Here is a 23,375-nt window from a genome sequence, read left to right on the forward strand (position 1 = left end):
CTGTTTGGTGGCACCGGCGGCCATCGACGATTGACGCAGTGTTCAAATTCAAATCCTGGTTGATGCTGCATGAGGCCGGAAATGTCCAAGCCCCAGAAAAGCATTCGGCGCTGTGATCACAGCGCCGCCTGTCTTACTTGATCAGCCCGACCCGCGAGAAGTTCGGCAGGTGGCTGAGCTTAGGTTCCGGCCAACTCATCCAGACCGCGAAGGCCTTGCCGACGATATTCTGGTCGGGAACCATGCCCAGCAGATCCTTGGGAATAGTAGGGTCATCCCAGTAGCGGCTGTCATTGGAGTTGTCGCGGTTGTCGCCCATCATGAAGTAGTGCCCGGCAGGCACTTTCCACTCGCCATCAGGCATTGCGCGGTAGCGGCTCATTTCCTTGCGGATTTCGTGCTCTACCGTACCGAGCTTTTCCCGGTACAGCTCGGCGCTGCCCAAGGTGTTCGGCTCGGTGCCGATCAATTTCTCCGCCACCGACTCGCCATTGACGAACAGGCGCTTGTCGCTGGTGTAGCGAATCACGTCACCCGGCAGGCCCACGACACGCTTGATGTAGTTGACGTTCGGATCGCTTGGGTAGCGGAACACCATCACGTCGCCGCGCTGCGGGTCACCGATCTCGATGACCTTCTTGTCGATCACCGGCAAGCGAATCCCGTAGGAAAACTTGTTCACCAGGATGAAGTCACCCACGTCCAGGGTCGGTTTCATCGACCCCGAAGGGATCTGAAACGGCTCCACCAGGAACGAGCGCAATACCAGCACGATGAATAGCACCGGAAAGAACGATTTGCCGTATTCAACCAGCAACGGTTCTTTGTTCAGCTTCTCGAGCACCACGACATCGGGCTGGCTGACGCTGCCCTGATAGGACGCGATAGCCGCCCGCCGACGCGGGGCGAAGAACACCAGATCGAGCAACGCCAGGAGACCGCAAACGGCAACGGCGATGACCAGCAACAGCGGGAAATTTAGCGACATAGGACCTAACTATCCAACCTGAGCACCGCAAGGAAGGCTTCTTGTGGAATTTCCACGTTGCCCACTTGCTTCATGCGTTTTTTACCGGCCTTTTGCTTCTCAAGCAGCTTGCGCTTACGGCTGACGTCGCCACCGTAGCATTTGGCCAGTACGTTCTTTCTGAGTGCCTTGACGGAAGTCCGCGCAATGATCTGCCCGCCAATGGCGGCCTGGATCGCGACGTCGAACATCTGGCGCGGAATCAGTTCTTTCATCTTCTCGGTCAACTGCCGACCTTTGTAGTGCGCGTTGTCCTTGTGCACGATCAGTGCCAGGGCATCGACCTTGTCGCCGTTGATCAGCACATCCAGTTTCACCAGATTAGCCGATTGGTAACGATCGAAATGGTAATCCAGCGAAGCATAGCCGCGACTGGTGGATTTGAGACGGTCGAAGAAGTCCAGGACCACTTCGTTCATCGGCAAATCGTAGGTCACTTGTACCTGGGTACCGAGGAACAGCATGTCGTGCTGTACGCCACGCTTTTCAATACACAGGGTAATGACGTTGCCCAGGTGTTCCTGCGGCACAAGAATATTGGCGCGCACGATCGGTTCGCGCATGTCTTCGATCGAAGACAGGTCTGGAAGCTTGGACGGGTTGTCGACGTAAATCGTTTCACCGTTTTTCAGCAGCAACTCAAAAATAACGGTTGGCGCGGTGGTGATCAGGTCCAGGTCGTATTCGCGTTCGAGGCGCTCCTGGATGATCTCCATGTGCAGCATGCCGAGGAAGCCGCAACGGAAGCCAAAACCCAGGGCGTCGGAGCTTTCCGGGGTGTACTGCAACGACGAATCGTTGAGGGTCAGCTTCTGCAGGGCTTCGCGGAAGTCTTCGAAGTCGTCGGAGCTGACCGGGAACAGGCCCGCGTAGACCTGCGGCTGGATGCGCTTGAAGCCTGGCAGCACGTCGACGTCAGGGGTGGAGCTCAAGGTCAGGGTGTCACCCACTGGGGCACCATGAATGTCCTTGATACCGGCGATGATGAAGCCCACTTCGCCGGCTTTCAGATCAACGGTGGCGGTGTGCTTGGGGTTGAATACACCGACGCTGTCCACCAGGTGGATCTTGCCGGTGGACTTGACCAGGATCTTGTCGCCCTTCTTCACACGGCCGTGGCGCACGCGTACCAGGGAGACAACCCCCAGGTAGTTGTCGAACCAGGAGTCGATGATCAACGCTTGCAGCGGATCTTCGATATTGCCGGTCGGCGCGGGAATGGTCTTGACCAGGCGCTCGAGCACTTCGTCGACGCCCAAGCCGGTCTTGGCGCTGCACTCGACGGCGTCAGTGGCGTCAATGCCGATGATTTTTTCGATTTCTTCCTTCACGCGGTCCGGATCGGCCTGGGGCAGGTCGATCTTGTTCAGCACCGGCATGACCTCCAGGCCCTGCTCGATGGCGGTGTAGCAGTTGGCCACGGACTGGGCTTCCACGCCCTGCCCCGCGTCCACCACCAGCAACGCGCCTTCGCAGGCCGCCAGGGACCGGCTGACTTCGTAGGTGAAGTCAACGTGGCCTGGGGTGTCAATGAAGTTCAGCTGGTACTTGATGCCGTCTCGGGCGGTGTAGTACAGGGTAACGCTGTGGGCCTTGATGGTGATCCCGCGCTCGCGTTCGAGGTCCATGGAGTCCAGAACCTGGGCTTCCATTTCACGCTCGGCAAGGCCGCCGCACATCTGGATGAATCGATCGGCCAGCGTCGACTTACCATGGTCAATGTGGGCGATGATGGAGAAATTGCGGATATGACTCAAATCACTCACGGATCAACACTCAAAAAGGCTGCAGGCAGATTGCCCGCTGAAAAATAGCCGGGAATTGTACCTGAAGCTCAGGCCAAACGTCATCTTTGCTGACCAGAACAAAAATGCCCCGGTCTTGCGAACGGGGCATTTTTTGTTCATAAGCGCAGCATCAACCGGCGCGCCGCAACAGCCAGAACCCGGCCAGGGCGCAAATGGCGGTCGGCACCAGCACCGCAAACAGCGGCGAGAAACCGAACACCAGGCTGGAAGGGCCGAGCAAATCCTGGGCGATGCGGAAGGTGAAGCCAACCAGCACGCCCGTAAACACCCGCTGGCCCAGGGTTACGGAGCGCAATGGGCCGAAGATGAACGAAATCGCCATCAGTACCAGCGCAGCGGTGACCACTGGCTGCAACACCTTGACCCAAAACGCCAACCAGTAACGGCCATTGTTCAGGCCCTGGTCCTTGAGGTAGTGGATATAGCCCCACAGCCCGGAGATCGGCAGGCTTTCCGGGATCATCACCACGGTATTGAGCAGTTCCGGCTTCAGGGCGATGTCCCACTGTTCGGACGGCACATTGATCACTTCCGTGGTGGCCTTGGTGCCCTGGCCGACATTGCGGAAATAGGTAGTGGTGACGTCGGTCAGTTGCCATTGTTCATTGGCGAACTGGGCGCGCTTGGCAAAGCTGGACGACAGGATGTGGCGTTCCTTGTCGAAGGTGTAGCGCGTCACCCCGATCAGCAGCCCACCTGGCTGCACGGCGTTGATGTGGATGAACTCATCCCCCTGGCGGTGCCACAGGCCGTGCTTGGAGCTTTGCGCATCCCCCGACCCCTGGGCCAGGGCGCGATTGGCCTGGGCGGTGGTTTCGGCCGGTGGCGCCACGTATTCGCCGATCAGCACGCTGCAGAGCATCAGCAGCAGCATGGGCTTCATCACCGCCCAGACGATACGGCCGATGGAAACCCCGGCGGCGCGCATGATGGTCAGCTCGCTGTTGCTGGCCAGGCTGCCCAGGCCAATCAGGCAACCGATCAGCGCGGCCATGGGCATCATGTCGTAGAGGCGACGGGGCGCGGTAAGGGCCACGTAGCTCAGCACGTCCCACACGGTGTAGGTGTCGCTGACGTTGCCCACTTCATCGATGAAGGCGAACAACGACGCCAAGCCCAGAATAATGCCCAATACCGCCAGGATGGCGATCAGTACGCTGCTACCAATGTAGCGATCGAGCTTAGCCACGAGCCAACTCCTTCTGGCCACTACGGCTCTTCATTTTCAGGCGTATAGGTTCCCAATAGAGCAACCCCAGGCCGATCATCAGGAACATCCCATGTACCCACCACAGGCCCAGGATCGGCGACAGCTTGCCTTTCTCCAGGGAGCCACGGGCGGAAATCAGGATGGTCAGGTAAGCCATGTACAGCAGGATCGCCGGCAACAGCTTGAGGAAGCGGCCCTGGCGCGGGTTGACGCGAGACAGCGGCACGGCCATCAGGGTCACGATAAACACCAGCAGCGGCAGGGAAATGCGCCATTGCAGCTCGGCGATGGAGCGCAACTCCTTGCTGCCGAGCAATTCCTGCGTAGGAATGGCATCGCGATCGGTGACCTCGTCGCTGACATCCGGACGGGCGAGCATCACGCCATAGGTGTCGTACTTGATGGCACGGTAATCAGCCTGCCCCGGGCTGCCATCATAGCGATAGCCGTTTTCCAGGATCAGGTAGCGGCTGCCGTCGGGACGCACTTCCTGGCGGCCCGAATCGGCGACCAATACGGAAATGCCACGGTCTTTCTTGTCCTGCCCCAGGCGCTTCTCTGAAATGAACACGCCTCCGAGGTTGGCGCGGTTGTCGCTCAGGGTCTCGGTGTAGGTCACCCTGGAACCGTCATTGAGCGCCTGGAAACGGCCCGGTTCGAGGGTGTCGAACTCGGTCATGGCGTCCTGCTTGTTCAGCACCAGCTGGAATTGCATGGCGCCCTGGGGAGCCAGGCTCAGGCTCAACCAGGCCACGATCAGGGCGACACCGGCAGCGGGGATCATGGTCATGCCCAGCAGGCGTTGCTGGCTCATGCCGGTGGCCGAGAGCACGGTCATTTCGCTTTCGAGGTACAGACGGCCATAGGCCAGCAGGATGCCGAGAAACAGGCCCAGGGGCAGGATCAGCTGCAAAAAGCCCGGCAGGCGAAAGCCCATGATCAGGAACAGCGAGCCTGGGTCGAGGGCGCCGGAGGCAGCCTGGGCCAGGTATTTGACGAAACGACCACTCATGATGATGACCAGCAGCACCGCACTCACGGCACTCAGGGTCAACAGGACTTCGCGGGACAGATAACGGAAGACGATCAAACCAGACACTCCAGGGTTGTCAGGCTAAGGCGGCCAAACAAGCAAGCTTACTGAGTCGGCCCGTTTGATGCAGGCCGGCTAAAAAGATGGCGCATTATCCTGTGATTGACCACGCCTGTCACGGAGCTTGCTCATACGCATGCACAAAGCGCGCTGCAAGGGTTGTCAGGCTCCGCCGGCGAGGTTCAAACTGCGGCCTTTGTCGCTGGCGGTCTACTGGCCGCCAAGCTTTAAAGCCTGGGTATACACGCCAGGCTCACCGACCTTTATAAGGGACCCGAAAAATGGAATTGGTTGTAAAAAGCGTTAGCCCCGAAACGTTGAAAACCGCCACCCTCGTGGTCGCCATCGGCGAAGGCCGCAAGCTCGGCGTCGCCGCCAAACAACTCGACGAACTGAGCGGGGGCGCCATCAGCGCCGTGCTCAAGCGCGGCGACCTGGCCGGCAAAGTCGGCCAGAGCCTGCTGCTGCAAAGCCTGCCCAACCTCAAGGCCGACCGCGTATTACTGGTCGGCGTGGGCAAGGACGCTGAGCTCGGCGACCGCCCGTTCCGCAAGATCATCAGCGGCATCCTCAACACCCTCAAGGGCCTGGGCGGCAGCGATGCGACCCTGGCACTCGATGAAATCATCGTCAAGGGCCGCGACAGCTACGGCAAGACCCGCCTGCTGGCAGAAAGCCTGGTGGACGGCAGCTACAGCTTCGAGCAGTTCAAGAGCCAGAAAGCCGAACCCCGTGCCCTGAAGAAAATCACCCTGCTGACCATCAAGGCCGCCCAGGCTGAAGTCGAACGCGCCGTGAGCCATGCCCAGGCCATCGCCAACGGCATGTCGTTCACCCGCGACCTGGGCAACCTGCCGCCGAACATCTGCCACCCGACTTACCTGGGCGAACAGGCCAAGGCATTGGGCAAAGAGTTCAAGGGCCTGAAAGTCGAAGTCCTGGATGAGAAGAAGATCAAGGAACTGGGCATGGGCTCGTTCTATGCCGTGGGCCAGGGCAGCGACCAGCCACCCCGCCTGATCGTGATGCAATACAACGGCGGCAAGAAGTCCGAGAAGCCTTACGCCCTGGTAGGTAAAGGCATCACCTTCGACACCGGCGGTATCAGCCTCAAGCCGGGCCTGGGCATGGACGAGATGAAGTACGACATGGGCGGCGCCGCCAGCGTGTTCGGCACCCTGCGCGCCGTACTGGAACTCAAGCTGCCGATCAACCTGGTGTGCATCCTGGCCTGCGCCGAGAACATGCCGAGCGGCGGTGCCAGCCGTCCGGGCGATATCGTCACCACCCTCAGCGGCCAGACCGTGGAAATCCTCAACACCGACGCCGAAGGCCGCCTGGTGCTGTGCGATGCCCTGACCTACGCCGAGCGCTTCAAGCCACAGGCCGTGATCGACATCGCCACCCTGACCGGTGCCTGCATCGTTGCCCTGGGCTCCCATACTTCGGGCCTGCTGGGTAACAACGACGAGTTGATCGAGCAACTGCTCAGCGCCGGCAAGGCCGCCGACGACCGCGCCTGGCAATTGCCGCTGTTCGATGAATACCAGGAACAACTGGACAGCCCGTTCGCCGACATCGCCAACATCGGCGGGCCGAAAGCCGGCACCATCACCGCGGCCTGCTTCCTGTCGCGCTTCGCCAAGAACTTCAACTGGGCGCACCTGGACATCGCCGGCACCGCCTGGACCAGCGGCGGCAAGGACAAGGGCGCCACCGGCCGTCCGGTGCCGCTGCTGACCCAATACCTGCTGGATCGCGCCAAGGCCTGAAAACCGTGACCTCGGGGCGGCGCAATAGCCGCCTCGGGCTCCAGGAACCGCAATGACCCAAGTTGACTTCTATATATTGCCCAGCGCCGATCCGCTCGCGCGCCTGGACTTTGCCTGCAAGCTCACCGAAAAAGCCTGGCGCATGGGCCACCGCATCTACCTGCATTGCAGCGATGCCGGCCAACGCGACGAACTGGACGCCCGCCTGTGGCGCTTCAAGGGCGAGAGCTTCGTGCCCCATGGTCCCGCCGAATCAGAACCCGAAGGCCAGGTCGTCCTGGGTTTGGGGGACAGCTGCGGCGACCACCATGACCTGCTGGTCAACCTCGACCTGAAAGTACCGGTTTTTGCCAAGGCATTCGCCCGCGTGGCGGAAGTGGTGGTGGAAGACCCGGCTATTCGTCAGGCCGCGCGTGAGAGTTTCCGTTTCTATCGCGAACAGGGCTATCCTCTGCAAGATCACCGGCTACAACGACTTTGAGCACATGATGGACACTCCCAACCCTCTAAAAAAAGATGACCACCTGCTGGACGACCTGGAGTCGATCCGTCAGTTGCTGGGTGATGACAACCTCCAACCGCCGCTGTTAACCGAGACCGTCAGCGGCGAGCCCCAGATTCCGCTGCTGTTCGACATGGTCGGGGGCAATCCTGCCGCTGCGGAGCCTGTCGCCGCAGCCCCCGTGGTAGAGACCGCGCCCGCTGCGCCAGCGACCGAAAAGGCGCCTGATGCCCTGCTGTTGCACCTGGACAACGAACTGCGCGCCGCCGCGCAACTGATCATGCAGGACGTGATCGACGACTTCGCCCCGCACATCGAAACCGAGATCAAGCGCCGGCTGGATGCGCGGATGGAGCGGTTGCTCAGCCAATACCAGTCCTGAGCCCTACGCATCCCCCCTGTGGGAGGGGGCTTGCTTCCCGATAGCGCTGGGTCAATCAATACATGCAGCGACTGACACGCCCCCATCGGGAGCAAGCCCCCTCCCACACTTGATCGCATGCGCCTTAAGCCTGTCTTCGCCTCGCCCTGCGCCTTATCCCTCGTTATACTTGCCGGCTTTCCTGAATTAATGCCAACTAGGGTCCCGCCGCGCATGGATAAGACCTACCAGCCGCACGCTATTGAAACTTCCTGGTACCAGACCTGGGAGTCCGAGAATTATTTCGCTCCGCAAGGCGCGGGCGAGTCCTACACCATCATGATTCCGCCACCGAACGTCACTGGCAGCCTGCACATGGGCCATGGCTTCAACAATGCGATCATGGATGCGTTGATCCGTTTCCGCCGCATGCAGGGCCGCAACACCCTGTGGCAACCGGGTACCGACCACGCCGGTATCGCCACCCAGATGTTGGTGGAACGCCAACTCGAAGCCACCGGCCAGAGCCGTCACGACCTGGGCCGCGAGAAATTCCTGGAAAAAATCTGGGAGTGGAAAGACCAGTCCGGTGGCAATATCAGCCGCCAGATCCGTCGCCTGGGTTCGTCCGTCGACTGGAGCCGCGAGCGCTTCACCATGGACGACGGGCTGTCGGAAGCCGTGAAAGAAGCCTTCGTGCGCCTGCATGAAGACGGCCTGATCTACCGTGGCAAGCGCCTGGTCAACTGGGACACCAAGTTGCACACGGCGATCTCCGACCTCGAAGTGGAAAACCACGACGAGAAAGGCTTCCTGTGGAACCTCAAGTACCCGCTGGCCGACGGTGCCAAGACCGCTGAAGGCAACGACTACCTGATCGTCGCCACCACCCGTCCGGAAACCATGCTCGGCGACGCCGCCGTCGCGGTGAACCCGAACGACGAGCGCTACCAGGCGCTGATCGGCAAATTCGTCGAACTGCCATTGGTCGGCCGCCGCATCCCGATTATCGCCGACGATTACTGCGACCCGGAGTTCGGCACCGGCTGCGTGAAAATCACCCCGGCCCACGATTTCAACGACTACGAAGTCGGCAAGCGCCACAACCTGCCGCTGCTGAACATCTTCGACAAGAACGCCGCCGTATTGCCAGCCTGCCAGGTGTTCAACCTGGACGGCACGCTGAACGACAGCATCGACGGCAAGATCCCGGTTGAATACGCCGGCCTCGACCGTTTTGAAGCGCGCAAGCAGATCGTCGCCGCGTTCGACGCCGCCGGCCTGCTGGTCAGCGTTGACGACCATGCCCTGAAAGTGCCGAAGGGCGACCGCTCCGGCACCGTGATCGAGCCGTGGCTGACCGACCAGTGGTACGTGTCCACCAAACCGCTGGCCGAGCCGGCGATTGCCGCCGTGGAAGACGGCCGTATCCAGTTCGTGCCCAAGCAATACGAAAACATGTACTTCTCTTGGATGCGTGACATCCAGGATTGGTGCATCAGCCGCCAACTGTGGTGGGGCCACCGCATTCCGGCCTGGTACGACGAGTCAGGCAAGGTCTATGTCGGCCGCGACGAAGCCGAAGTACGCGCCAAGCACAACCTGGGCGCGGACGTTGCGCTGCAACAGGACAACGACGTACTGGACACCTGGTTCAGCTCCGGCCTGTGGACGTTCTCCACCCTGGGCTGGCCGCAACAGACCGAATTCCTGAAGAAATTCCACTCCACCGACGTGCTGGTCACCGGTTTCGACATCATTTTCTTCTGGGTTGCCCGGATGATCATGCTGACCATGCACCTGGTCAAGAACGAAGACGGCACCCCGCAGGTACCGTTCAAGACCGTGTACGTCCACGGCCTGGTGCGCGATGGCCAGGGCCAGAAGATGTCCAAGTCCAAGGGCAACGTCCTCGACCCGCTGGACATCATCGACGGCATCGACCTGGAAACCCTGGTACAGAAACGCACCTCGGGCCTCATGCAGCCAAAACTGGCGAAGAAGATCGAGAAACAGACCCGCGACGAATTCGCCGACGGCATTGCCAGCTACGGCACCGACGCCCTGCGCTTCACTTTCTGCTCACTGGCGTCCACCGGCCGCGACATCAAGTTCGACATGGGCCGCGTCGAAGGCTATCGCAACTTCTGCAACAAGATCTGGAACGCCGCGCGCTACGTGCTGGATAAAGGCGAAGACTGCGGTCAGAACGGCGAAGCCGTCGAACTGAGCCTGGCCGACCGCTGGATCATCTCGCAGTTGCAACGCACCGAAGCCGAAGTGACCCGCCAGCTCGACCAGTTCCGTTTCGACCTGGCTGCCCAGGCCTTGTACGAGTTCATCTGGAACCAGTATTGCGACTGGTACCTGGAACTGTCCAAGCCGGTACTGTGGGACGAGAATGCACCGATCGAACGCCAGCGCGGTACCCGCCGCACCCTGGTACGCGTGCTGGAAGTGGCGCTGCGCCTGGCGCATCCGTTCATGCCGTTCATCACCGAAGAAATCTGGCAGCGCCTCGCGCCACTGGCCGGTATCCAAGGCAAGACCATCATGCTGCAACCTTGGCCAGTGGCCAATGAAGCGCGCATCGATGAGGCTGCCGAAAGCGATATCGAATGGCTCAAGACCTTGATGCTCGGCACGCGCAACATCCGCGCCGAGATGAACATCGGGCCGGGCAAGCCACTGGCGGTGTTCGTGAAGAACGCCAGTGCCGAAGACCAGCGTCGCCTCAGCGAAAACGATGCGCTGCTCAAGAAGCTGGCGAAGCTGGAGTCGATCACCGTCTTGGCTGAAGGTGCAGAAGCGCCGTTGTCCGCCACCGCGCTGGTCGGCGACATGGAAGTGCTGGTGCCGATGGCCGGCCTGATCGACAAGGGCGCGGAACTGGCCCGTCTCGACAAGGAAATCGCACGCCTGCAAGGCGAAGTGCAGCGGGTGGGCGGCAAGCTGTCCAACGCGGCGTTCGTCGACAAGGCGCCGGCTGAAGTGATCGAGAAAGAGCGCGCCAAGCTGGCCGAGGCTGAACAGGCCCTGGGCAAATTGGCCGAGCAACATGCGCGGATTTCCAGCCTGTAAGGCTTGATTCCCGTGGAGAAAGAGACCTTCGGGTCTCTTTTTTTGCCTGGCGTTTCCCAATCCCTTGCTGGCAATACAGTCAATGTGGGAGGGGGCTTGCCCCCGATAGCGGTGGATCAGTCAACACAAGCCTGGCTGATAGATTCGCTATCGGGGGCAAGCCCCCTCCCACATTTGCCCGAGTTGAGCTCAGGATGTGTGACAATGCCCACCACTTTGAGCCAACACCAGAATCATCATGACCGCCCCCAGCACGCCCAAACCTCCGCGCAAGAAGCCTAAAACCGCCGCCACGGCCAAGCCCGTGGTGCCGCGTAAAGAGGCCACCCTGCACCCGCGCAACCGCCACCAGGGTCGTTACGACTTCCCGGCGCTGATCAAGACCACGCCGGAACTGGCGCAATTCGTGATCATCAACCCCTACGGCAAGGAAAGCATCGATTTCGCCAGCCCCGACGCCGTGCGGGTGTTCAACCGGGCGCTGCTCAAAGCCTTCTATGGTATCCAGCACTGGGATATCCCGGCGGATTACTTGTGCCCCCCCGTACCGGGGCGTGCGGACTATGTGCATTTCCTCGCCGACCTGTTGGCCAGCGTCAACGAAGGTGTGATCCCACGTGGTGCGCCGGTCAAGGTGCTGGACATTGGCATGGGCGCCAACTGCGTCTACCCACTGATTGGCTACAGCGACTACCGCTGGCACTTCCTCGGTTCTGAGATTGATCCGACAGCCGTCGCAGCCGCCAAGGCCATCGTGCAGTCCAACGGGCTGAACAAGGTGATCCAACTGCGTCAGCAGACCAACCCCAAGCACATCCTGCTGGGCCTGCTGGAGCCGGGCGAGCGCTTTGACCTGACCATGTGCAACCCGCCGTTCCACGCGTCCATGGACGAGGCCACCAAGGGCAGTGAACGCAAATGGCGCGCCTTGGGCAAGGCCGATCCAAAACGCAAATTGCCGGTGTTGAACTTCGGCGGCCAATCGGCCGAGCTGTGGTGCGAAGGCGGCGAAGCGCGCTTTGTGACGCAACTGATCGCCGAAAGCGCGAATTTTGCCCACAAGGTGTTGTGGTTCAGCACCCTGGTATCAAAAGCGTCGAACTTGCCCGCGATCGAAACGGCACTGAAAAAAGCCGGCGTGCTGGAAAGCCGCGTAGTGGAAATGTCCCAAGGCCAGAAGACCAGCCGATTTGTCGCCTGGACCTTCCAGACCAAGAACGAACAGCAGATCTGGCGCCAGCGCTGGGTGCGCTGACGCCAACCTGTAGGAGCGAGCTTGCTCGCGAAAAACGCCAAGACACCGCATTCATCCGGGATGGCCGCGTTATCGTTAACGGCCTTCGCGAGCAAGCTCGCTCCTACAGGTAAAAAATCGCAGGCAACAAAAAACCGTGCCCGGATCGCTCCGGAGCACGGTTTTTTTTTGCTGCGTCTTACTTGTTAACAGCGTCGGTCAGGCTTTTGGCCACAACCAGCTTGATAACTTTCTTGGCAGCGATTTCGATGGCAGCGCCAGTCGAAGGGTTACGGCCAGTACGGGCAGGACGCTCGGTCACTTTCAGCTTGCCGATACCTGGCAGAGTGATTTCGCCGCCGTTTTCCAGCTGATCAGCAACGATCTGGCCCAGTTGGTCCAGAGCTGCGCGCGCGGTGGTTTTTGGCGCGTCGATAGCTTCAGCGATATCAGCGATCAGTTGGTCTTTAGTCAAAGCCATTGTGGTGTTCCTTCCCTATCAAATTCATATGGATATTGCAGAGTGCAGTGTCAGCCGTCGAGCCCGACCGTCATGGCCTGGCACCCCCGGCTATAACCACGGAGATCGGGGTTATAGATGCTTGAAACGGGGATTGGTTCGACCTGACAGATGCTGAATGCACGCTTAACGCCGAGTCATGGCGTAAGACGGGGCAAAACTAGCACAGAGACGGGGAAATATCCGCTTCTACCTAGCCATTTGGTCAGCTTTATCGCTCTAAACCGTGAAAAAAAGGCATATACCCCGTCGGAGAGCATCCAAAACCCCTTCGACGCGTGTCTTGGCCAATGGGTGCGGTACACTGGGCAACTTTTCGGGGAGGCCAACCGCTCCCCGCTCAACCAGCCGAGAAGCCTATGCCGATCCGTCATTGCATCGTCCACCTGATCGACAAAAAACCCGACGGCACACCCGCAGTTCTCCACGCCCGCGACTCCGAGCTTGCCGAGTCGGCCGCTATCGAGAACATGCTTGCCGACCTCAACGAGAGCTACAACGCCAAACAAGGCAAGGCCTGGGGTTACTTCCATGCCGAGTCCGGCGCGCACCCGTTCAGTGGCTGGTTGAAGGACTATTTCGAAGGTGGCCAGGATTTCACTGCGTTCAGCCGCACCGCCGTCGAGCATCTGCAGAAGCTGATGGAAGAATCCAACCTCTCCACCGGTGGTCATGTGCTGTTTGCCCACTACCAGCAAGGCATGACCGACTACCTGGCCATCGCCCTGCTGCACCACAGCGAAGGCGTGGCGGTGACCGATGAGCTGGACGTGACCCCATCGCGCCACCTGGACCTGGGCCAGCTGCACCTGGCGGCGCGCATCAACGTCTCCGAGTGGCAGAACAACAAGCAATCCAAGCAGTACATCTCGTTTATCAAAGGCAAGAACGGCAAGAAGGTCTCGGAGTACTTCCGCGACTTTATCGGCTGCCAGGAAGGCGTCGACGGGCCGGGCGAAACCCGCACCCTGCTCAAGGCCTTCAGCGACTTCGTCGAAAGCGAAGACCTGCCGGACGAATCTGCCCGCGAAAAAACCAAGACCCTGGTGGATTACGCCAGCAGCCAGGCCAAGCTCGGCGAACCCATGGGCCTGGAAGAACTGTCGAGCTTGATCGATGAGGATCGGCCCAAGGCGTTCTACGACCATATCCGCAACAAGGATTACGGCCTGTCGCCGGAAATTCCCGCCGACAAGCGCACGCTCAACCAGTTCCGCCGCTTCACCGGCCGCGCCGAGGGCCTGTCCATCAGTTTTGAAGCGCACTTGCTGGGCGACAAGATCGAGTATGACGAAGCCGCCGGCACCTTGATCATCAAGGGCTTGCCGACCCAACTGACCGACCAGCTCAAGCGCCGTAACTGATGCTCGGCGGGGTCTTTAAAAAAGTCCTGCTGGTGTTGCTGGTGGTGGTCGTGATCCAGAACTGGGGCAAGGTCGAACGGCTGTTCAACCCGTCCCAGGTGGTCTCGGAGCAGACGCGGGCTTCGGCCCACGTTGTGCTGTATGCCACCCAATGGTGTGGCTACTGCAAGCAGATCCGCCGCTTCCTCGACCAGAAAGGCATTCCGTACCAGGCGCTCGATATCGAAAAGGACGCCCAGGCACGCCTGGCCTATGAAGCGTTGGGCGGCGGCGGGATTCCGTTCGTGGCGGTGAACGGCACGCTGATCCGCGAGTACAGCCCCGAGAAGATCATGGCCGCGCTGAAGTAATCAGCGCACCACGATCATTCGCCCCAGCAGGCTGTGCTGTTCGAAGCCCAATACCGCCTGCAACGCGTTCAGTACTGCCTGCGGGTCTTTGCTCGGGAAGCTGCCGCTGACCCGCTTGGCCCCCATCTCGTCGTTGAGCAGCACGATGCGGCCAGGGTAGTAACGGCCCAGGTCCTTGAGCACATCCGCCAGGGGCGCCTTGTAGTAGTTGAGCCAGCCGTCGCGCCAGGCCAGGCGCGATTCGCTGTCGACCGCGTGCAGGGGTTCTGCGACGCCTTCGGCGTAGGCCACTTGTTGCCCAGCCGTAAGAATTTGCTGCTGAGCCTGCCTGGAAGGTGTCACACCCACCCGTCCCGACAACACCGTGACCTGAGCCCCTGCCGCTTGCAGGCGCACTTCGAATTGCGTGCCCAGCACCCGCGCCTCACCACTGCCCGCCGCCACCACGAATGGCTCCCCCGTGTGCGTCACGCTGAAAAAGCCCGCGCCGCGCCGCAGCTGGATATGCCGCTCGCCCTGGCTGAAATCCACGGCGATGGCGCTGTCGGCATCCAGGGTGACTTGGGACTGGTCGGCCAGGGTGACGGTCTTCACTTCCCCCGGCGCGCTCACATAATCGGCGCCAAAGTCATCGATCCAGCGCGACGGCTGCCAACCCGCGGCCATCGACACCATCACCAGCAGGCACGCGGCCGTGGCCAGCGCACCGGACCAGCGCACCACTCGCGAACGCCTGCTGGCGCTCATGGCATTGAGATAGCCCTGCAAGGCCAGGGCCTCTTCGTCGGCCAACAGGCGCGCCGGCACTTCGCTCAATTCCCACACCACCTGGGCCTGGGCATAGGCCTCCACATGCGCCGGGTCAGCCCGCAGCCAGCGGCTGAAGGTAGCCTGGTCGCCGCTGCTGGGCTGGTCGTGCAGCAGGCTCAGCCAGGCCAGTGCGGCGTGTTCCTGGTCGGGCGTGGGGGTGACGTTCACGGTGCTTTCCCTGGCGTGCGTAGAGGCGATGGCTCACGAAGGCTGGCTTTGCAGGCTTCGAGGGCACGCATCATATGTTTTTCCACCGCGCTTTGGGACAGCCCCATGGCCTTGGCGATGTCCGCGTACTTGCGGCCATGGATGCGGTTAAGCAGGAAAATATGCCGGGTGCGTTCCGGCAAACTGCGCAAGGCGGCCTCGACATGGCGCAGGTCGTTGCCCGCCTCCAATGCCGCCTGGGGTTCTGAACCCTGGTTATCCTGCTGCTCCGGCAGCCAGCCTTCGTTGCTGCGCACGCGGGCGCCTTCGCTGCGCAAGTGGTCGATGGCGATATTGCCGGCGCAGCGCAGCAAGTAGGTACTGAGCTCTTCAACCTGTACCAGGGGCCGGCGCCAGAAGCGCAGGAACAGGTCCTGCACCAGGTCGGCCGCCGTCGCGCGGCAACCCACGCGACGGCTGACCAGGGCTTCCATCTGCGAACGCTGGGACAGGAACACCTGTAGAAAATGTGCGCGCCCACCCGCCGCATCGGTATGCGGGCTGTCCTGGGGTTCGGGTGGCGGGCTGATCATCATGGCGGGCTCAGAGCGTGGCGACGGCTGCAACGGGGCAGGCCAGCAAGCCGATGCCCGCCAGGTTCATGGCCAGCCGTGGCCGATACGGCAACAGCAACACCAGCAGTAATGCGCTGAGCATCAATACCGCGCACCACTGCACCAGGCCCTGGCCCCACCCGGCGATCACCACCGCAGGCCAAATCGACACCGTCAGCAGCAACCAGCCGGCGGCGCGTAACCCCAAGCGCCGACGTGGGGAGGGTTTGCTGTGCAGCAACTCGCCATGGTGACGATCGGTGGACAGGCACAACGCGGTGAACCCGGCGTAACACATCAGCAGAGCAACGAGCATTCAGTGCGCCTCCGGCTTGAGTTTGAGCGAAGGCACACCCTCGGCCTTGGATGGAAGCGCGGCACGACGTTGCATCTTCCAGGCCGCCCAGGCCAGGAACACACCGCTGCCCAGGCACGTCAGGTCGAAGCCAGCCATGGCCCAATCGCCCCTGGCCAGTGACACCCCCAGGTGTTCGGAGGTGGTGATTGCGTTGAGCAAGGGTACGGCGACAAACAACAGCGCACCGACACTCAATTGCTCGACCCAGCCCTGGCGACCTCGACGCAACATGGCGTGCAACAGGCTCAGGCCCCAGGCAATAAAGAAGACCTGCACTTCCCAGGCGGAACGCTCGGCGACGCTCACCGGCAGCAAACGGTTAGCCCAGAAGAACGCGGCGATAGCGATCATCAGCCCGGACATGCTGGCGATGTTCAGCACCTCCACCAGTTTCAGCTCGAACGGCATCACGCCGCTTTTGACGTGCTTGAGCTGGCGTTTGCCCAGCCACATCACCAGGCCGGTGCCAATCATGGCCGTGCCCGCCAGGCCGCAGATAAAGTACAACCAGCGCAGCACCGGGCCGGCGAAATGGCCCATGTGCAAGCCGTAGAAACTGCCGCCGATAACGGCGGGCAACGACGGCTCGCCACTGACACGCACCTGCTCTCCCGTGGTGCCGTTGAACGACACGATGCTGCCGAAGTCATGCACCACGCTGTCGGAACCGGCGCGGAACACATTCACCGACGCATTCACGTCGCCGGGATTATTCACCGCCACACGTCCGACATGACCACCCGCCCATTGCTGCCGCGCCTGGGCGTACATCGGCCCCAGGGGCAGCAACTTACCTGGCTGGCCAAGGGCCGGCGCATTGTCGGTGGCCGGGAACACTTCGCTGAAGAACGCCCGGGTGTCGTCGCCATAAGAGGCCATGATCGGCGCCGGCATCACCATGCTCATGAAAATCACCAGGCTGCTGTAGGTGATCATCAGGTGAAAGGGCAACACCAGCACGCCCACCGCGTTATGCCCATCGAGCCAGGAACGCTGGCCTTTGCGGGGGCGGAAGGTGAAGAAGTCCTTGAAGATTTTCTTGTGGGTGATGATGCCGGTGATCAAGGCGACAAACATCACCATCGCGGCAAAGGTCGACAGCCAGCGGCCCCACGGGTGAGGCATTTGCAACTGGAAGTGGAAGCGATAGAAGAATTCGCCGCCCATGCTTTCACGGACCTGCACCGGTTGACCGCTGACCGGGTCGAGGACTTTCTGGATAAAGTTGCCACGCTTGCCGGGGTCGACCTTGTCCTGCCACATCACCGACAACCCGGGATCGCGGCTGTCGGGCAGGGTAATAAACCAGCGCGCAGCGGTAGGCGCCTGTCGCTCCAGATAGGCTTGCGCCACCGCGAGGCTGCGGGCGTCATCCACCCCATGCACCTGCACTTCAGGCTGCATCCAATGGGTGATCTCGTCTTTGAAATAGGACAAGGTGCCGGTCAGGAAAATCGCGAACAGCAGCCAGCCAAAGATCAACCCGACCCAGGTGTGCAACCAGGCCATGGCCTGGCGAAATCCATCTTTCATGGGCGTGCCACCCACCAACCCACGCCCGCCAGGGTGGCAAACAGGACGCAGGGCGCCATCACGCCCAGCCAGGCACGCCCGGCCGTGCGGCAGGCAAAGCACCACAGCACCGCCAGCAGATAGAACACAAACGAACTCATCATCCCCACGATCACCGCATCGGCACGGGACGTCGGCAGCCACAGCGCCAGGCAGATACTGGCCAGGGAAGCCATCAGATAACCGCCAACCACGGCGGCCAGCACCCGCGAGGTCACGGCGAGGCGATAGGAGACGGGCAGTGAGGTTTTGCTTTTCATGCGGGAGGCGCCAGGTTCGTCAGCGCGCAATATTAATGATAAATATTCTCATAAGCAAAACACAACGGATGAAACACCGGTGCGAGCGGATTGCCGAACCCCTTCCGGGGCCCTACAATGCGAACAATTCTTGTTCTCTAAAGCATGTCGATGCTTGCGGAGTGTTCACGTTGAGCCCGTCCCACACCGTCGAAGTCCTGTATCACGAGCATCATCACTGGCTCACCGGCTGGTTGCGACGCAAGCTCGGCTGCCCGCAAAGCGCGGCCGACCTGGCACAGGACACCTTTGTGCGCGTGCTGAGCGCGCGGGAAACCCCGACGCTGGTCGAACCGCGCGCCTTCCTCACCACCATCGCCAAGCGCGTGCTGTTCAACTTCTACCGCCGCCAGGACCTGGAGCGCGCCTACCTCGAGACGCTGGCACAGATGCCGGAACTGGTCGCGCCGTCGGAAGAAGAACGCGCCATCATCCTGCAAACCCTGTTGGAACTTGACCAACTGCTCGACGGGCTGCCCAACCGCGTCAAACGCGCATTCCTGCTGGCCCAGCTCGATGGCCTGACCTACGCGCAAATCGGCGCCGAACTGGGCATCTCCATCGCCACCGTCAAACGCCACCTGAATAAAGCCGCCATGCGCTGCTATTTCGCCCTATGAATTTCTCGACCCACATCGCCGAGCAAGCCGTGCACTGGTTGATGGAGATGCAGCAAGGCGCGCTCAGCCCGCGCCAGCAGGCGGCCTGGCAGCAATGGTTGAATGCCCACAGCGAACACCAACGGGCATGGGACCACATCCAGCGCGTCAACCAGCGCCTGCGCGACATGCCCTCGCCCCTGGCCCATGCGGCGTTGAACGCACCGAAATCCAGCAGCCGACGCCAGGCGCTGAAGCTGCTGTTGATCCTGGGTGCCGGCTCGGCTGCGGCCTGGAGCCTGCGCCAGCAACATATCCTGCCCCCCCTGAGCGCCGACTACCGTAGCCCCGTCGGCCAACGCCGCAAGGTGCAATTGGCCGACGGCAGCCAGTTGCAGCTCAATACCGGCAGCGCGGTGGATGTGCATTTCGATGGCCAGCAACGGCTGATCCGTCTGCTCGAAGGCGAGATCCTGCTGAACGGTGTCGCCGGCAACACACCGTTGCAGGTGCTCACCGGCCAGGGCCTGCTCAGCAGCCAGGCTGCTCGCCTGAATGTGCGCCAGTACAACGACCATACCCACGTGGCGGTGTTCGCGGGCCGGGTCGAGGTGATGCCCAACCGCTACAGTGGCCTGCCGCTGACGGTCGAGGCCGCGCGCCAGGTGAATTTCACCCGCAAGGGCTGGGATACGCCACGCCCCACCGACGCCAACAGTGGCGCCTGGGCCGACGGCATGCTGGTGGCCGCGCATATGCGCCTGGAAGATTTCCTCGCCGAAGTGGGCCGTTACCGCCGAGGCCAGGTCAATTGCGATCCGCAAGTCGCCAACCTGCTGCTGTCCGGCAGCTATCCGTTGGACGACAGTGAACGCATTCTCGATCTGCTGGAGGTCAGCCTGCCGGTCAAGGTGCGGCGCTTTACCCGCTACTGGGTGACCGTTCAGGCACGCGCTTGAATTATTGCGCGCAACCATGAGCCGTTTTCCGCACCTCGCGTGACAGAGAAGGAAAGCCCCCTTGATCCTTCCTTCTCAGGACCGCTCTTCATGCCCCAGCAACCGCCCCTTCTCACCCGCACCTTACGCCAACTGCTGCTAGGCGCCAGCCTCAGTTTTACCGCCCTGCCATCGGCAATGGCGGACGACACCAAGACCTATCAGATCGCGCCCGCCTCGCTGGAGGCGGCGCTCAATCAATTTGGTCGCGAAGCCGGCGTGTTGATTTCCTTCGGTTCAGACGTCACAGCCGGCCTGCAGAGCCGTGGGCTGTCCGGCAACTACAGTGCCGCCGACGGGCTGCAAACACTGCTGGAAGGCACCGGCCTGCAAGCCCGCGCCGAAGGCGACAATGCCTACAGCCTGCAACCGGCCAATGCACCGACCACGTTGGAGCTCGGCACGTCCACCGTCGTCGGCGACTGGCTCGGCGACGCGGCGCAAGCCAATGTGTTCGAACACCCCGGCGCGCGTGACGTGATCCGCCGTGAGGCATTCGAACGCCAGGGCGCGACCCAGGCCAAGGACGTGCTCAACCGCATCCCCGGCGTCAACGCTCCGGACAATAACGGCACCGGTAGCCACGACATGGCGCTGAACTTCGGCATCCGCGGCCTCAACCCACGCCTGGCGTCGCGCTCTACGGTATTGATGGACGGCATCCCCGTGCCGTTCGCGCCGTATGGCCAGCCGCAACTGTCGTTCGCGCCGATCAGCCTGGGCAACATGGACGCCGTGGACGTCGTGCGCGGCGGCGGTGCGGTACGCTACGGCCCGCAGAACGTCGGCGGCGTGGTCAACTTCGTGACCCGTGCGATCCCGGATGCGCCCACCGTCAAAGGCGGCTTGCAGACCGAAACCAGCCCCTCCTCCAGCCACGATGGCTTCAAGAGCACCGCCAACCTGCTGGCCGGCGGCACCGCCGACAACGGCCTGGGCGGCGCGCTGCTGTACTCCGGTACCCGTGGCGGCGACTGGCGCGAAAACAGCAACACACGCATCGACGATCTGATCCTCAAGGGCAAATACCAGCTCGACGACGCCAACAGCTTCAATGCCATGGCGCAGTACTACGAAGGCCAGGCCGACATGCCTGGGGGCTTGAACGTGGCGGACTACAAGGCCGACCCGTATCAGTCGACCCGCCCCTACGACAAATTCTGGGGCCGCCGTACGATGTTCAACGTCGGCTATCGCTACGAGCAGGACCGCCGCGAGTTCACCGTCAACAGCTTCTTCACCAAGACCCTGCGCAGCGGCTACCTGGACCAGGGCACGTTCCTTTCGCTGTCGCCGCGCGAATATTGGGTACGCGGCCTGGAAACCCGTCTCGCCCAAGGCTTTGACCTGGGCCCCACCAGCCATGAAGTGGGCGTGGGCTATCGCTACATCAACGAAGCCGGGCATGAGTTGCGCTACCGCACGCCGATTTCCGCCAACAACCAGCAAATCCCCACCACTGACAGCCGCAACGACCGCGACACACGCGGCGGTACCGAAGCCAATGCATTCTTCGTCGATGATCGGATTGATATCGGCCGGTGGACCATCACCCCGGGCATTCGCTACGAGATGATCGAGTCCCAGCAGAGCAACAACCTGACCAACGTCAAATACAAAGGCGACTACAACACCGCCCTGCCGGCGCTCAATGTGCTGTATCACCTGACGGACGACTGGAACCTCTACGCCAACACCGAGGGCTCGTTCGGCAGTGTGCAGTACAGCCAGATGCCTAACCGCGTGACCAGCGGCGAAGTGAAACCGGAAAAAGCCCGCACCTGGGAACTCGGCACACGTTATGACAATGGCAGCCTGCGCGCGGAAATCGGCGCGTTCCTGATCAACTTCGACAACCAGTACGAAAGCAACCAGACCAACGATTCCGTGATCGCCCGTGGCCAAACCCGTCACCAGGGTATCGAGACCAGCATCAACTATGCCCTCGACGGCTTGAGCCCGGCGCTGGCCGGCTTCGATGTGTACGCCAGCTACGCCTACGTCGATGCAACCATCCGTGAAGACGGGCCGAACAAAGGCAACCGCGTGCCCTTCTCGTCCAAGCACAAAGGCACCCTGGGCGTGGGTTACACCGAAGGCCCGTGGAAACTCAACGTGGACAGCAGCTACCAGAGCAGCCAATTCGCCGACAACGCCAACACCGAGGCCGAAACCGCCGACGGTGCCAATGGGCGCATCCCCGGCTACATGCTGTTCAGCAGCCGCGCGGCCTATGATTTCGGCCCGCAGCTGTCGGATTTGAATGTGGCGGTGGGCGTGAAGAACATCTTCAACAAGCAGTACTACACGCGCTCGTTCGACGATAACAACAAGGGCAAATACATCGGTGAGCCGCGCACGGTGTACCTACAGACGTCTATCGCGTTCTGACTGCTCGAGCGACAAACAGCCTGTGGCAAGCGGCGTGTGTTGTAGCCAGCAGGCTTGTTGTGGCAAGCGGGCTTTGTTGTGGCGAGCGGGCTTGCCCCGCGTTGGGCTGCGCAGCAGCCCCAATAAGAACGCTGCAGTGTGCCAGGTAGCTTCGGGGCTGTGTTTTGGGGCTGCTTCGCAGCCCAACGCGGGGCAAGCCCGCTCGCCACAACAAGCCCGCTCGCCACAGTAAACCCGCTCGCCACCCAGGTAATGCGCGCGCCTGATGGGCCGGCTCTAACTGCCCGCCAGGCAACTGGGCGTGCCTGCGACCAGGGCGTCGATGGCGCAGCGTGTTTTCGCCGGCATATGCGTGGCCGTGGGCCAAATCACATGGATCGGCGCGGGCTGGTCGCGGTAGCTCGGCAGGACCGCCTCCAGTTGCCCGCGCAGGACATAGTGCGCAATCAACCAACTCGGCAACCAGGCCAGGCCAACACCGGCGATAGCGGCATCGGCCACGGCCTGGAGGTCATCCATCATCAAGGGCGAAGCGACGCGCACACGGTGCGAGCGACCCTCGGCGTCATTCAACTCCCACTCCCGGCGCGGGGCACTGCAGCGGTAGGCGATACCGCGATGCCCGGCCAGGTCCTCGATGCGCTCTATTGCCCCCACGCGCTGCAAATACGCCGGCGAGGCGGCAAGGCCGATGGCCTGCTCACCCAGGCGGCGGGCGCTGAGGCGATCGGTGTCGGGCAGCGCGCCGATGCGCACAGCCAGGTCGAAGCCTTCCTGGGCCACGTCGATCAGCCGGTCGGAGAAAGAAATCTCGATGTCCAACTCGGCAAATCGGTCCATCAGGCCCCAGAGTGCCGGCGCGGCGTAGTGGTGCCCGAACGCCAGTGGCAGGCTCGCCCTCAAACGGCCGCGCGGCTGTTGCCGGCCGCTTTCCAGTACCGATTCGGCGGCCTCCAGTTCGGCCAGCGCGCGCAGGCAATGTTCGTAGTAAGCCTGGCCATCCTCGGTCAGGCGCTGGCGGCGGGTAGAGCGTTGCAACAGGCAGGTTCCCAGGCGGGCCTCGAGGCGCGCCAGGCCTTTGCCGACGGCCGAGCGCGTGAGGTTGAGCCGTTCGGCGGCCTCGGTCAGGTTGCCGCTTTCGACAATCTGGAGAAACAGTTCAACGCCATCAAAACGCGGGGTGGCCATGGTGAAATTGTCGCCCTTGAGTCCCTTATAGAAAGAAAACTTATCACGAATAAAGAATCACATTCCCCTGAAAATAA

At 61.7% G+C, this 23,375-nt stretch carries 21 protein-coding genes; 10 read left to right on the forward strand and 11 right to left on the reverse strand.

Annotated elements, in window-relative coordinates; all coding sequences use genetic code 11:
* Window positions 1–133 precede the first annotated feature (133 nt).
* The 4 genes from lepB to lptF all read right to left on the reverse strand — a co-directional run bounded on the left by lepB (window position 134) and on the right by lptF (window position 5,135).
* Window positions 134–988, reverse strand: a complete 855-nt coding sequence (gene lepB / locus QU606_RS10745) for a signal peptidase I (protein WP_024073621.1) — start codon at window positions 986–988, stop codon at window positions 134–136.
* Between the two features lie 5 nt (window positions 989–993).
* Entirely contained in the window at window positions 994–2,793 is a 1,800-nt protein-coding gene (gene lepA, locus QU606_RS10750) for a translation elongation factor 4 (RefSeq protein ID WP_017526267.1), read from the reverse strand.
* 151 nt (window positions 2,794–2,944) lie between these two features.
* On the reverse strand, window positions 2,945–4,024 hold the full coding sequence (lptG, locus tag QU606_RS10755; RefSeq protein WP_069075321.1) for an LPS export ABC transporter permease LptG: 1,080 nt from the start codon (window positions 4,022–4,024) through the stop codon (window positions 2,945–2,947).
* Window positions 4,017–5,135: an LPS export ABC transporter permease LptF gene (lptF, locus tag QU606_RS10760; protein WP_024073619.1), complete on the reverse strand. Its 1,119-nt coding sequence runs from the start codon at window positions 5,133–5,135 to the stop codon at window positions 4,017–4,019. The genes lptG and lptF overlap by 8 nt, the downstream gene beginning before the upstream one ends.
* 284 nt (window positions 5,136–5,419) lie before the next feature.
* Here lptF and QU606_RS10765 point away from each other — a divergent pair, with 284 nt between their 5' ends.
* The 5 genes from QU606_RS10765 to rlmF all read left to right on the forward strand — a co-directional run bounded on the left by QU606_RS10765 (window position 5,420) and on the right by rlmF (window position 12,109).
* Window positions 5,420–6,910, forward strand: coding sequence for a leucyl aminopeptidase (locus QU606_RS10765; RefSeq protein WP_024073618.1), 1,491 nt, complete (start codon window positions 5,420–5,422; stop codon window positions 6,908–6,910).
* Window positions 6,911–6,962: 52 nt separating this feature from the next.
* On the forward strand, window positions 6,963–7,391 hold the full coding sequence (locus QU606_RS10770) for a DNA polymerase III subunit chi (RefSeq protein WP_024073617.1): 429 nt from the start codon (window positions 6,963–6,965) through the stop codon (window positions 7,389–7,391).
* A 7-nt stretch (window positions 7,392–7,398) separates the two neighbouring features.
* Window positions 7,399–7,794, forward strand: a complete 396-nt coding sequence (locus tag QU606_RS10775) for a DNA polymerase III subunit chi (protein WP_102625196.1) — start codon at window positions 7,399–7,401, stop codon at window positions 7,792–7,794.
* Window positions 7,795–8,007: 213 nt separating this feature from the next.
* Window positions 8,008–10,854, forward strand: a complete 2,847-nt coding sequence (locus QU606_RS10780; protein ID WP_304998373.1) for a valine--tRNA ligase — start codon at window positions 8,008–8,010, stop codon at window positions 10,852–10,854.
* Window positions 10,855–11,092: 238 nt separating this feature from the next.
* Window positions 11,093–12,109 carry a 23S rRNA (adenine(1618)-N(6))-methyltransferase RlmF gene (gene rlmF / locus QU606_RS10785; RefSeq protein WP_024073614.1) on the forward strand — a complete coding sequence of 339 codons (1,017 nt, stop codon included), beginning with the start codon at window positions 11,093–11,095 and terminating at the stop codon, window positions 12,107–12,109.
* 178 nt (window positions 12,110–12,287) lie between these two features.
* Here rlmF and QU606_RS10790 read toward each other — a convergent pair whose 3' ends face one another.
* Entirely contained in the window at window positions 12,288–12,569 is a 282-nt protein-coding gene (locus QU606_RS10790) for an HU family DNA-binding protein (protein ID WP_024073613.1), read from the reverse strand.
* Between the two features lie 398 nt (window positions 12,570–12,967).
* On the opposite strand from QU606_RS10790, the gene yejK reads away from it, so the two are divergent.
* Together yejK and QU606_RS10800 are read left to right on the forward strand one after the other, a co-directional pair.
* Window positions 12,968–13,972, forward strand: coding sequence for a nucleoid-associated protein YejK (yejK, locus tag QU606_RS10795; protein ID WP_024073612.1), 1,005 nt, complete (start codon window positions 12,968–12,970; stop codon window positions 13,970–13,972).
* On the forward strand, window positions 13,972–14,322 hold the full coding sequence (locus QU606_RS10800) for a glutaredoxin family protein (RefSeq protein WP_168232406.1): 351 nt from the start codon (window positions 13,972–13,974) through the stop codon (window positions 14,320–14,322). The genes yejK and QU606_RS10800 overlap by 1 nt, the downstream gene beginning before the upstream one ends.
* Here the strand turns inward: QU606_RS10800 and QU606_RS10805 are convergent, their stop codons facing one another.
* From QU606_RS10805 to QU606_RS10825, 5 genes are read right to left on the reverse strand one after another with little or no spacing between them, the layout of a single operon-like run.
* Window positions 14,323–15,300: a FecR family protein gene (locus QU606_RS10805; RefSeq protein WP_024073610.1), complete on the reverse strand. Its 978-nt coding sequence runs from the start codon at window positions 15,298–15,300 to the stop codon at window positions 14,323–14,325.
* A complete protein-coding gene (locus QU606_RS10810; protein ID WP_102625282.1) occupies window positions 15,297–15,875 on the reverse strand; it encodes an RNA polymerase sigma factor in 579 nt (192 codons plus the stop codon). Before QU606_RS10810 ends, QU606_RS10805 begins: the two co-directional genes overlap by 4 nt.
* 7 nt (window positions 15,876–15,882) lie before the next feature.
* Entirely contained in the window at window positions 15,883–16,209 is a 327-nt protein-coding gene (locus QU606_RS10815; RefSeq protein WP_024073608.1) for a DUF3325 domain-containing protein, read from the reverse strand.
* Window positions 16,210–17,784 carry a PepSY domain-containing protein gene (locus QU606_RS10820; RefSeq protein WP_304998374.1) on the reverse strand — a complete coding sequence of 525 codons (1,575 nt, stop codon included), beginning with the start codon at window positions 17,782–17,784 and terminating at the stop codon, window positions 16,210–16,212.
* Window positions 17,781–18,083 carry a DUF3649 domain-containing protein gene (locus QU606_RS10825; protein WP_102625280.1) on the reverse strand — a complete coding sequence of 101 codons (303 nt, stop codon included), beginning with the start codon at window positions 18,081–18,083 and terminating at the stop codon, window positions 17,781–17,783. The genes QU606_RS10820 and QU606_RS10825 overlap by 4 nt, the downstream gene beginning before the upstream one ends.
* 170 nt (window positions 18,084–18,253) lie before the next feature.
* Between QU606_RS10825 and QU606_RS10830 the strand changes: the two genes are divergently transcribed.
* The 3 genes from QU606_RS10830 to fecA all read left to right on the forward strand — a co-directional run bounded on the left by QU606_RS10830 (window position 18,254) and on the right by fecA (window position 22,110).
* Complete coding sequence (locus QU606_RS10830) at window positions 18,254–18,742, forward strand: sigma-70 family RNA polymerase sigma factor (RefSeq protein WP_024073605.1); 489 nt, start codon at window positions 18,254–18,256, stop codon at window positions 18,740–18,742.
* A complete protein-coding gene (locus tag QU606_RS10835) occupies window positions 18,739–19,680 on the forward strand; it encodes a FecR domain-containing protein (RefSeq protein ID WP_024073604.1) in 942 nt (313 codons plus the stop codon). The genes QU606_RS10830 and QU606_RS10835 overlap by 4 nt, the downstream gene beginning before the upstream one ends.
* Window positions 19,681–19,770: 90 nt before the next feature.
* Window positions 19,771–22,110: a TonB-dependent Fe(3+) dicitrate receptor FecA gene (gene fecA / locus QU606_RS10840; protein ID WP_168232411.1), complete on the forward strand. Its 2,340-nt coding sequence runs from the start codon at window positions 19,771–19,773 to the stop codon at window positions 22,108–22,110.
* A gap of 276 nt (window positions 22,111–22,386) precedes the next feature.
* On the opposite strand, the gene QU606_RS10845 is transcribed toward fecA, so the two are convergent.
* Window positions 22,387–23,298: a LysR family transcriptional regulator gene (locus QU606_RS10845; RefSeq protein WP_024073602.1), complete on the reverse strand. Its 912-nt coding sequence runs from the start codon at window positions 23,296–23,298 to the stop codon at window positions 22,387–22,389.
* Window positions 23,299–23,375: the final 77 nt, after the last annotated feature.

Origin of the sequence: Pseudomonas sp. OVF7, assembly GCF_030644265.1 — a bacterium.
GTDB lineage: Bacteria > Pseudomonadota > Gammaproteobacteria > Pseudomonadales > Pseudomonadaceae > Aquipseudomonas > Aquipseudomonas gorinensis.

Excerpts from the sequence above, each read along its gene's own strand:
- lepB (WP_024073621.1), bottom strand. The coding sequence starts at position 988 with ATGTCGCTAAATTTCCCGCTGTTGCTGGTCATCGCCGTTGCCGTTTGC.
- QU606_RS10765 (WP_024073618.1), top strand. The coding sequence starts at position 5,420 with ATGGAATTGGTTGTAAAAAGCGTTAGCCCCGAAACGTTGAAAACCGCC.
- QU606_RS10770 (WP_024073617.1), top strand. The coding sequence starts at position 6,963 with ATGACCCAAGTTGACTTCTATATATTGCCCAGCGCCGATCCGCTCGCG.
- QU606_RS10775 (WP_102625196.1), top strand. The coding sequence starts at position 7,399 with ATGGACACTCCCAACCCTCTAAAAAAAGATGACCACCTGCTGGACGAC.
- QU606_RS10780 (WP_304998373.1), top strand. The coding sequence starts at position 8,008 with ATGGATAAGACCTACCAGCCGCACGCTATTGAAACTTCCTGGTACCAG.
- rlmF (WP_024073614.1), top strand. The coding sequence starts at position 11,093 with ATGACCGCCCCCAGCACGCCCAAACCTCCGCGCAAGAAGCCTAAAACC.
- QU606_RS10790 (WP_024073613.1), bottom strand. The coding sequence starts at position 12,569 with ATGGCTTTGACTAAAGACCAACTGATCGCTGATATCGCTGAAGCTATC.
- yejK (WP_024073612.1), top strand. The coding sequence starts at position 12,968 with ATGCCGATCCGTCATTGCATCGTCCACCTGATCGACAAAAAACCCGAC.
- QU606_RS10800 (WP_168232406.1), top strand. The coding sequence starts at position 13,972 with ATGCTCGGCGGGGTCTTTAAAAAAGTCCTGCTGGTGTTGCTGGTGGTG.
- QU606_RS10810 (WP_102625282.1), bottom strand. The coding sequence starts at position 15,875 with ATGATGATCAGCCCGCCACCCGAACCCCAGGACAGCCCGCATACCGAT.
- QU606_RS10815 (WP_024073608.1), bottom strand. The coding sequence starts at position 16,209 with ATGCTCGTTGCTCTGCTGATGTGTTACGCCGGGTTCACCGCGTTGTGC.
- QU606_RS10820 (WP_304998374.1), bottom strand. The coding sequence starts at position 17,784 with ATGAAAGATGGATTTCGCCAGGCCATGGCCTGGTTGCACACCTGGGTC.
- QU606_RS10825 (WP_102625280.1), bottom strand. The coding sequence starts at position 18,083 with ATGAAAAGCAAAACCTCACTGCCCGTCTCCTATCGCCTCGCCGTGACC.
- QU606_RS10835 (WP_024073604.1), top strand. The coding sequence starts at position 18,739 with ATGAATTTCTCGACCCACATCGCCGAGCAAGCCGTGCACTGGTTGATG.
- fecA (WP_168232411.1), top strand. The coding sequence starts at position 19,771 with ATGCCCCAGCAACCGCCCCTTCTCACCCGCACCTTACGCCAACTGCTG.
- QU606_RS10845 (WP_024073602.1), bottom strand. The coding sequence starts at position 23,298 with ATGGCCACCCCGCGTTTTGATGGCGTTGAACTGTTTCTCCAGATTGTC.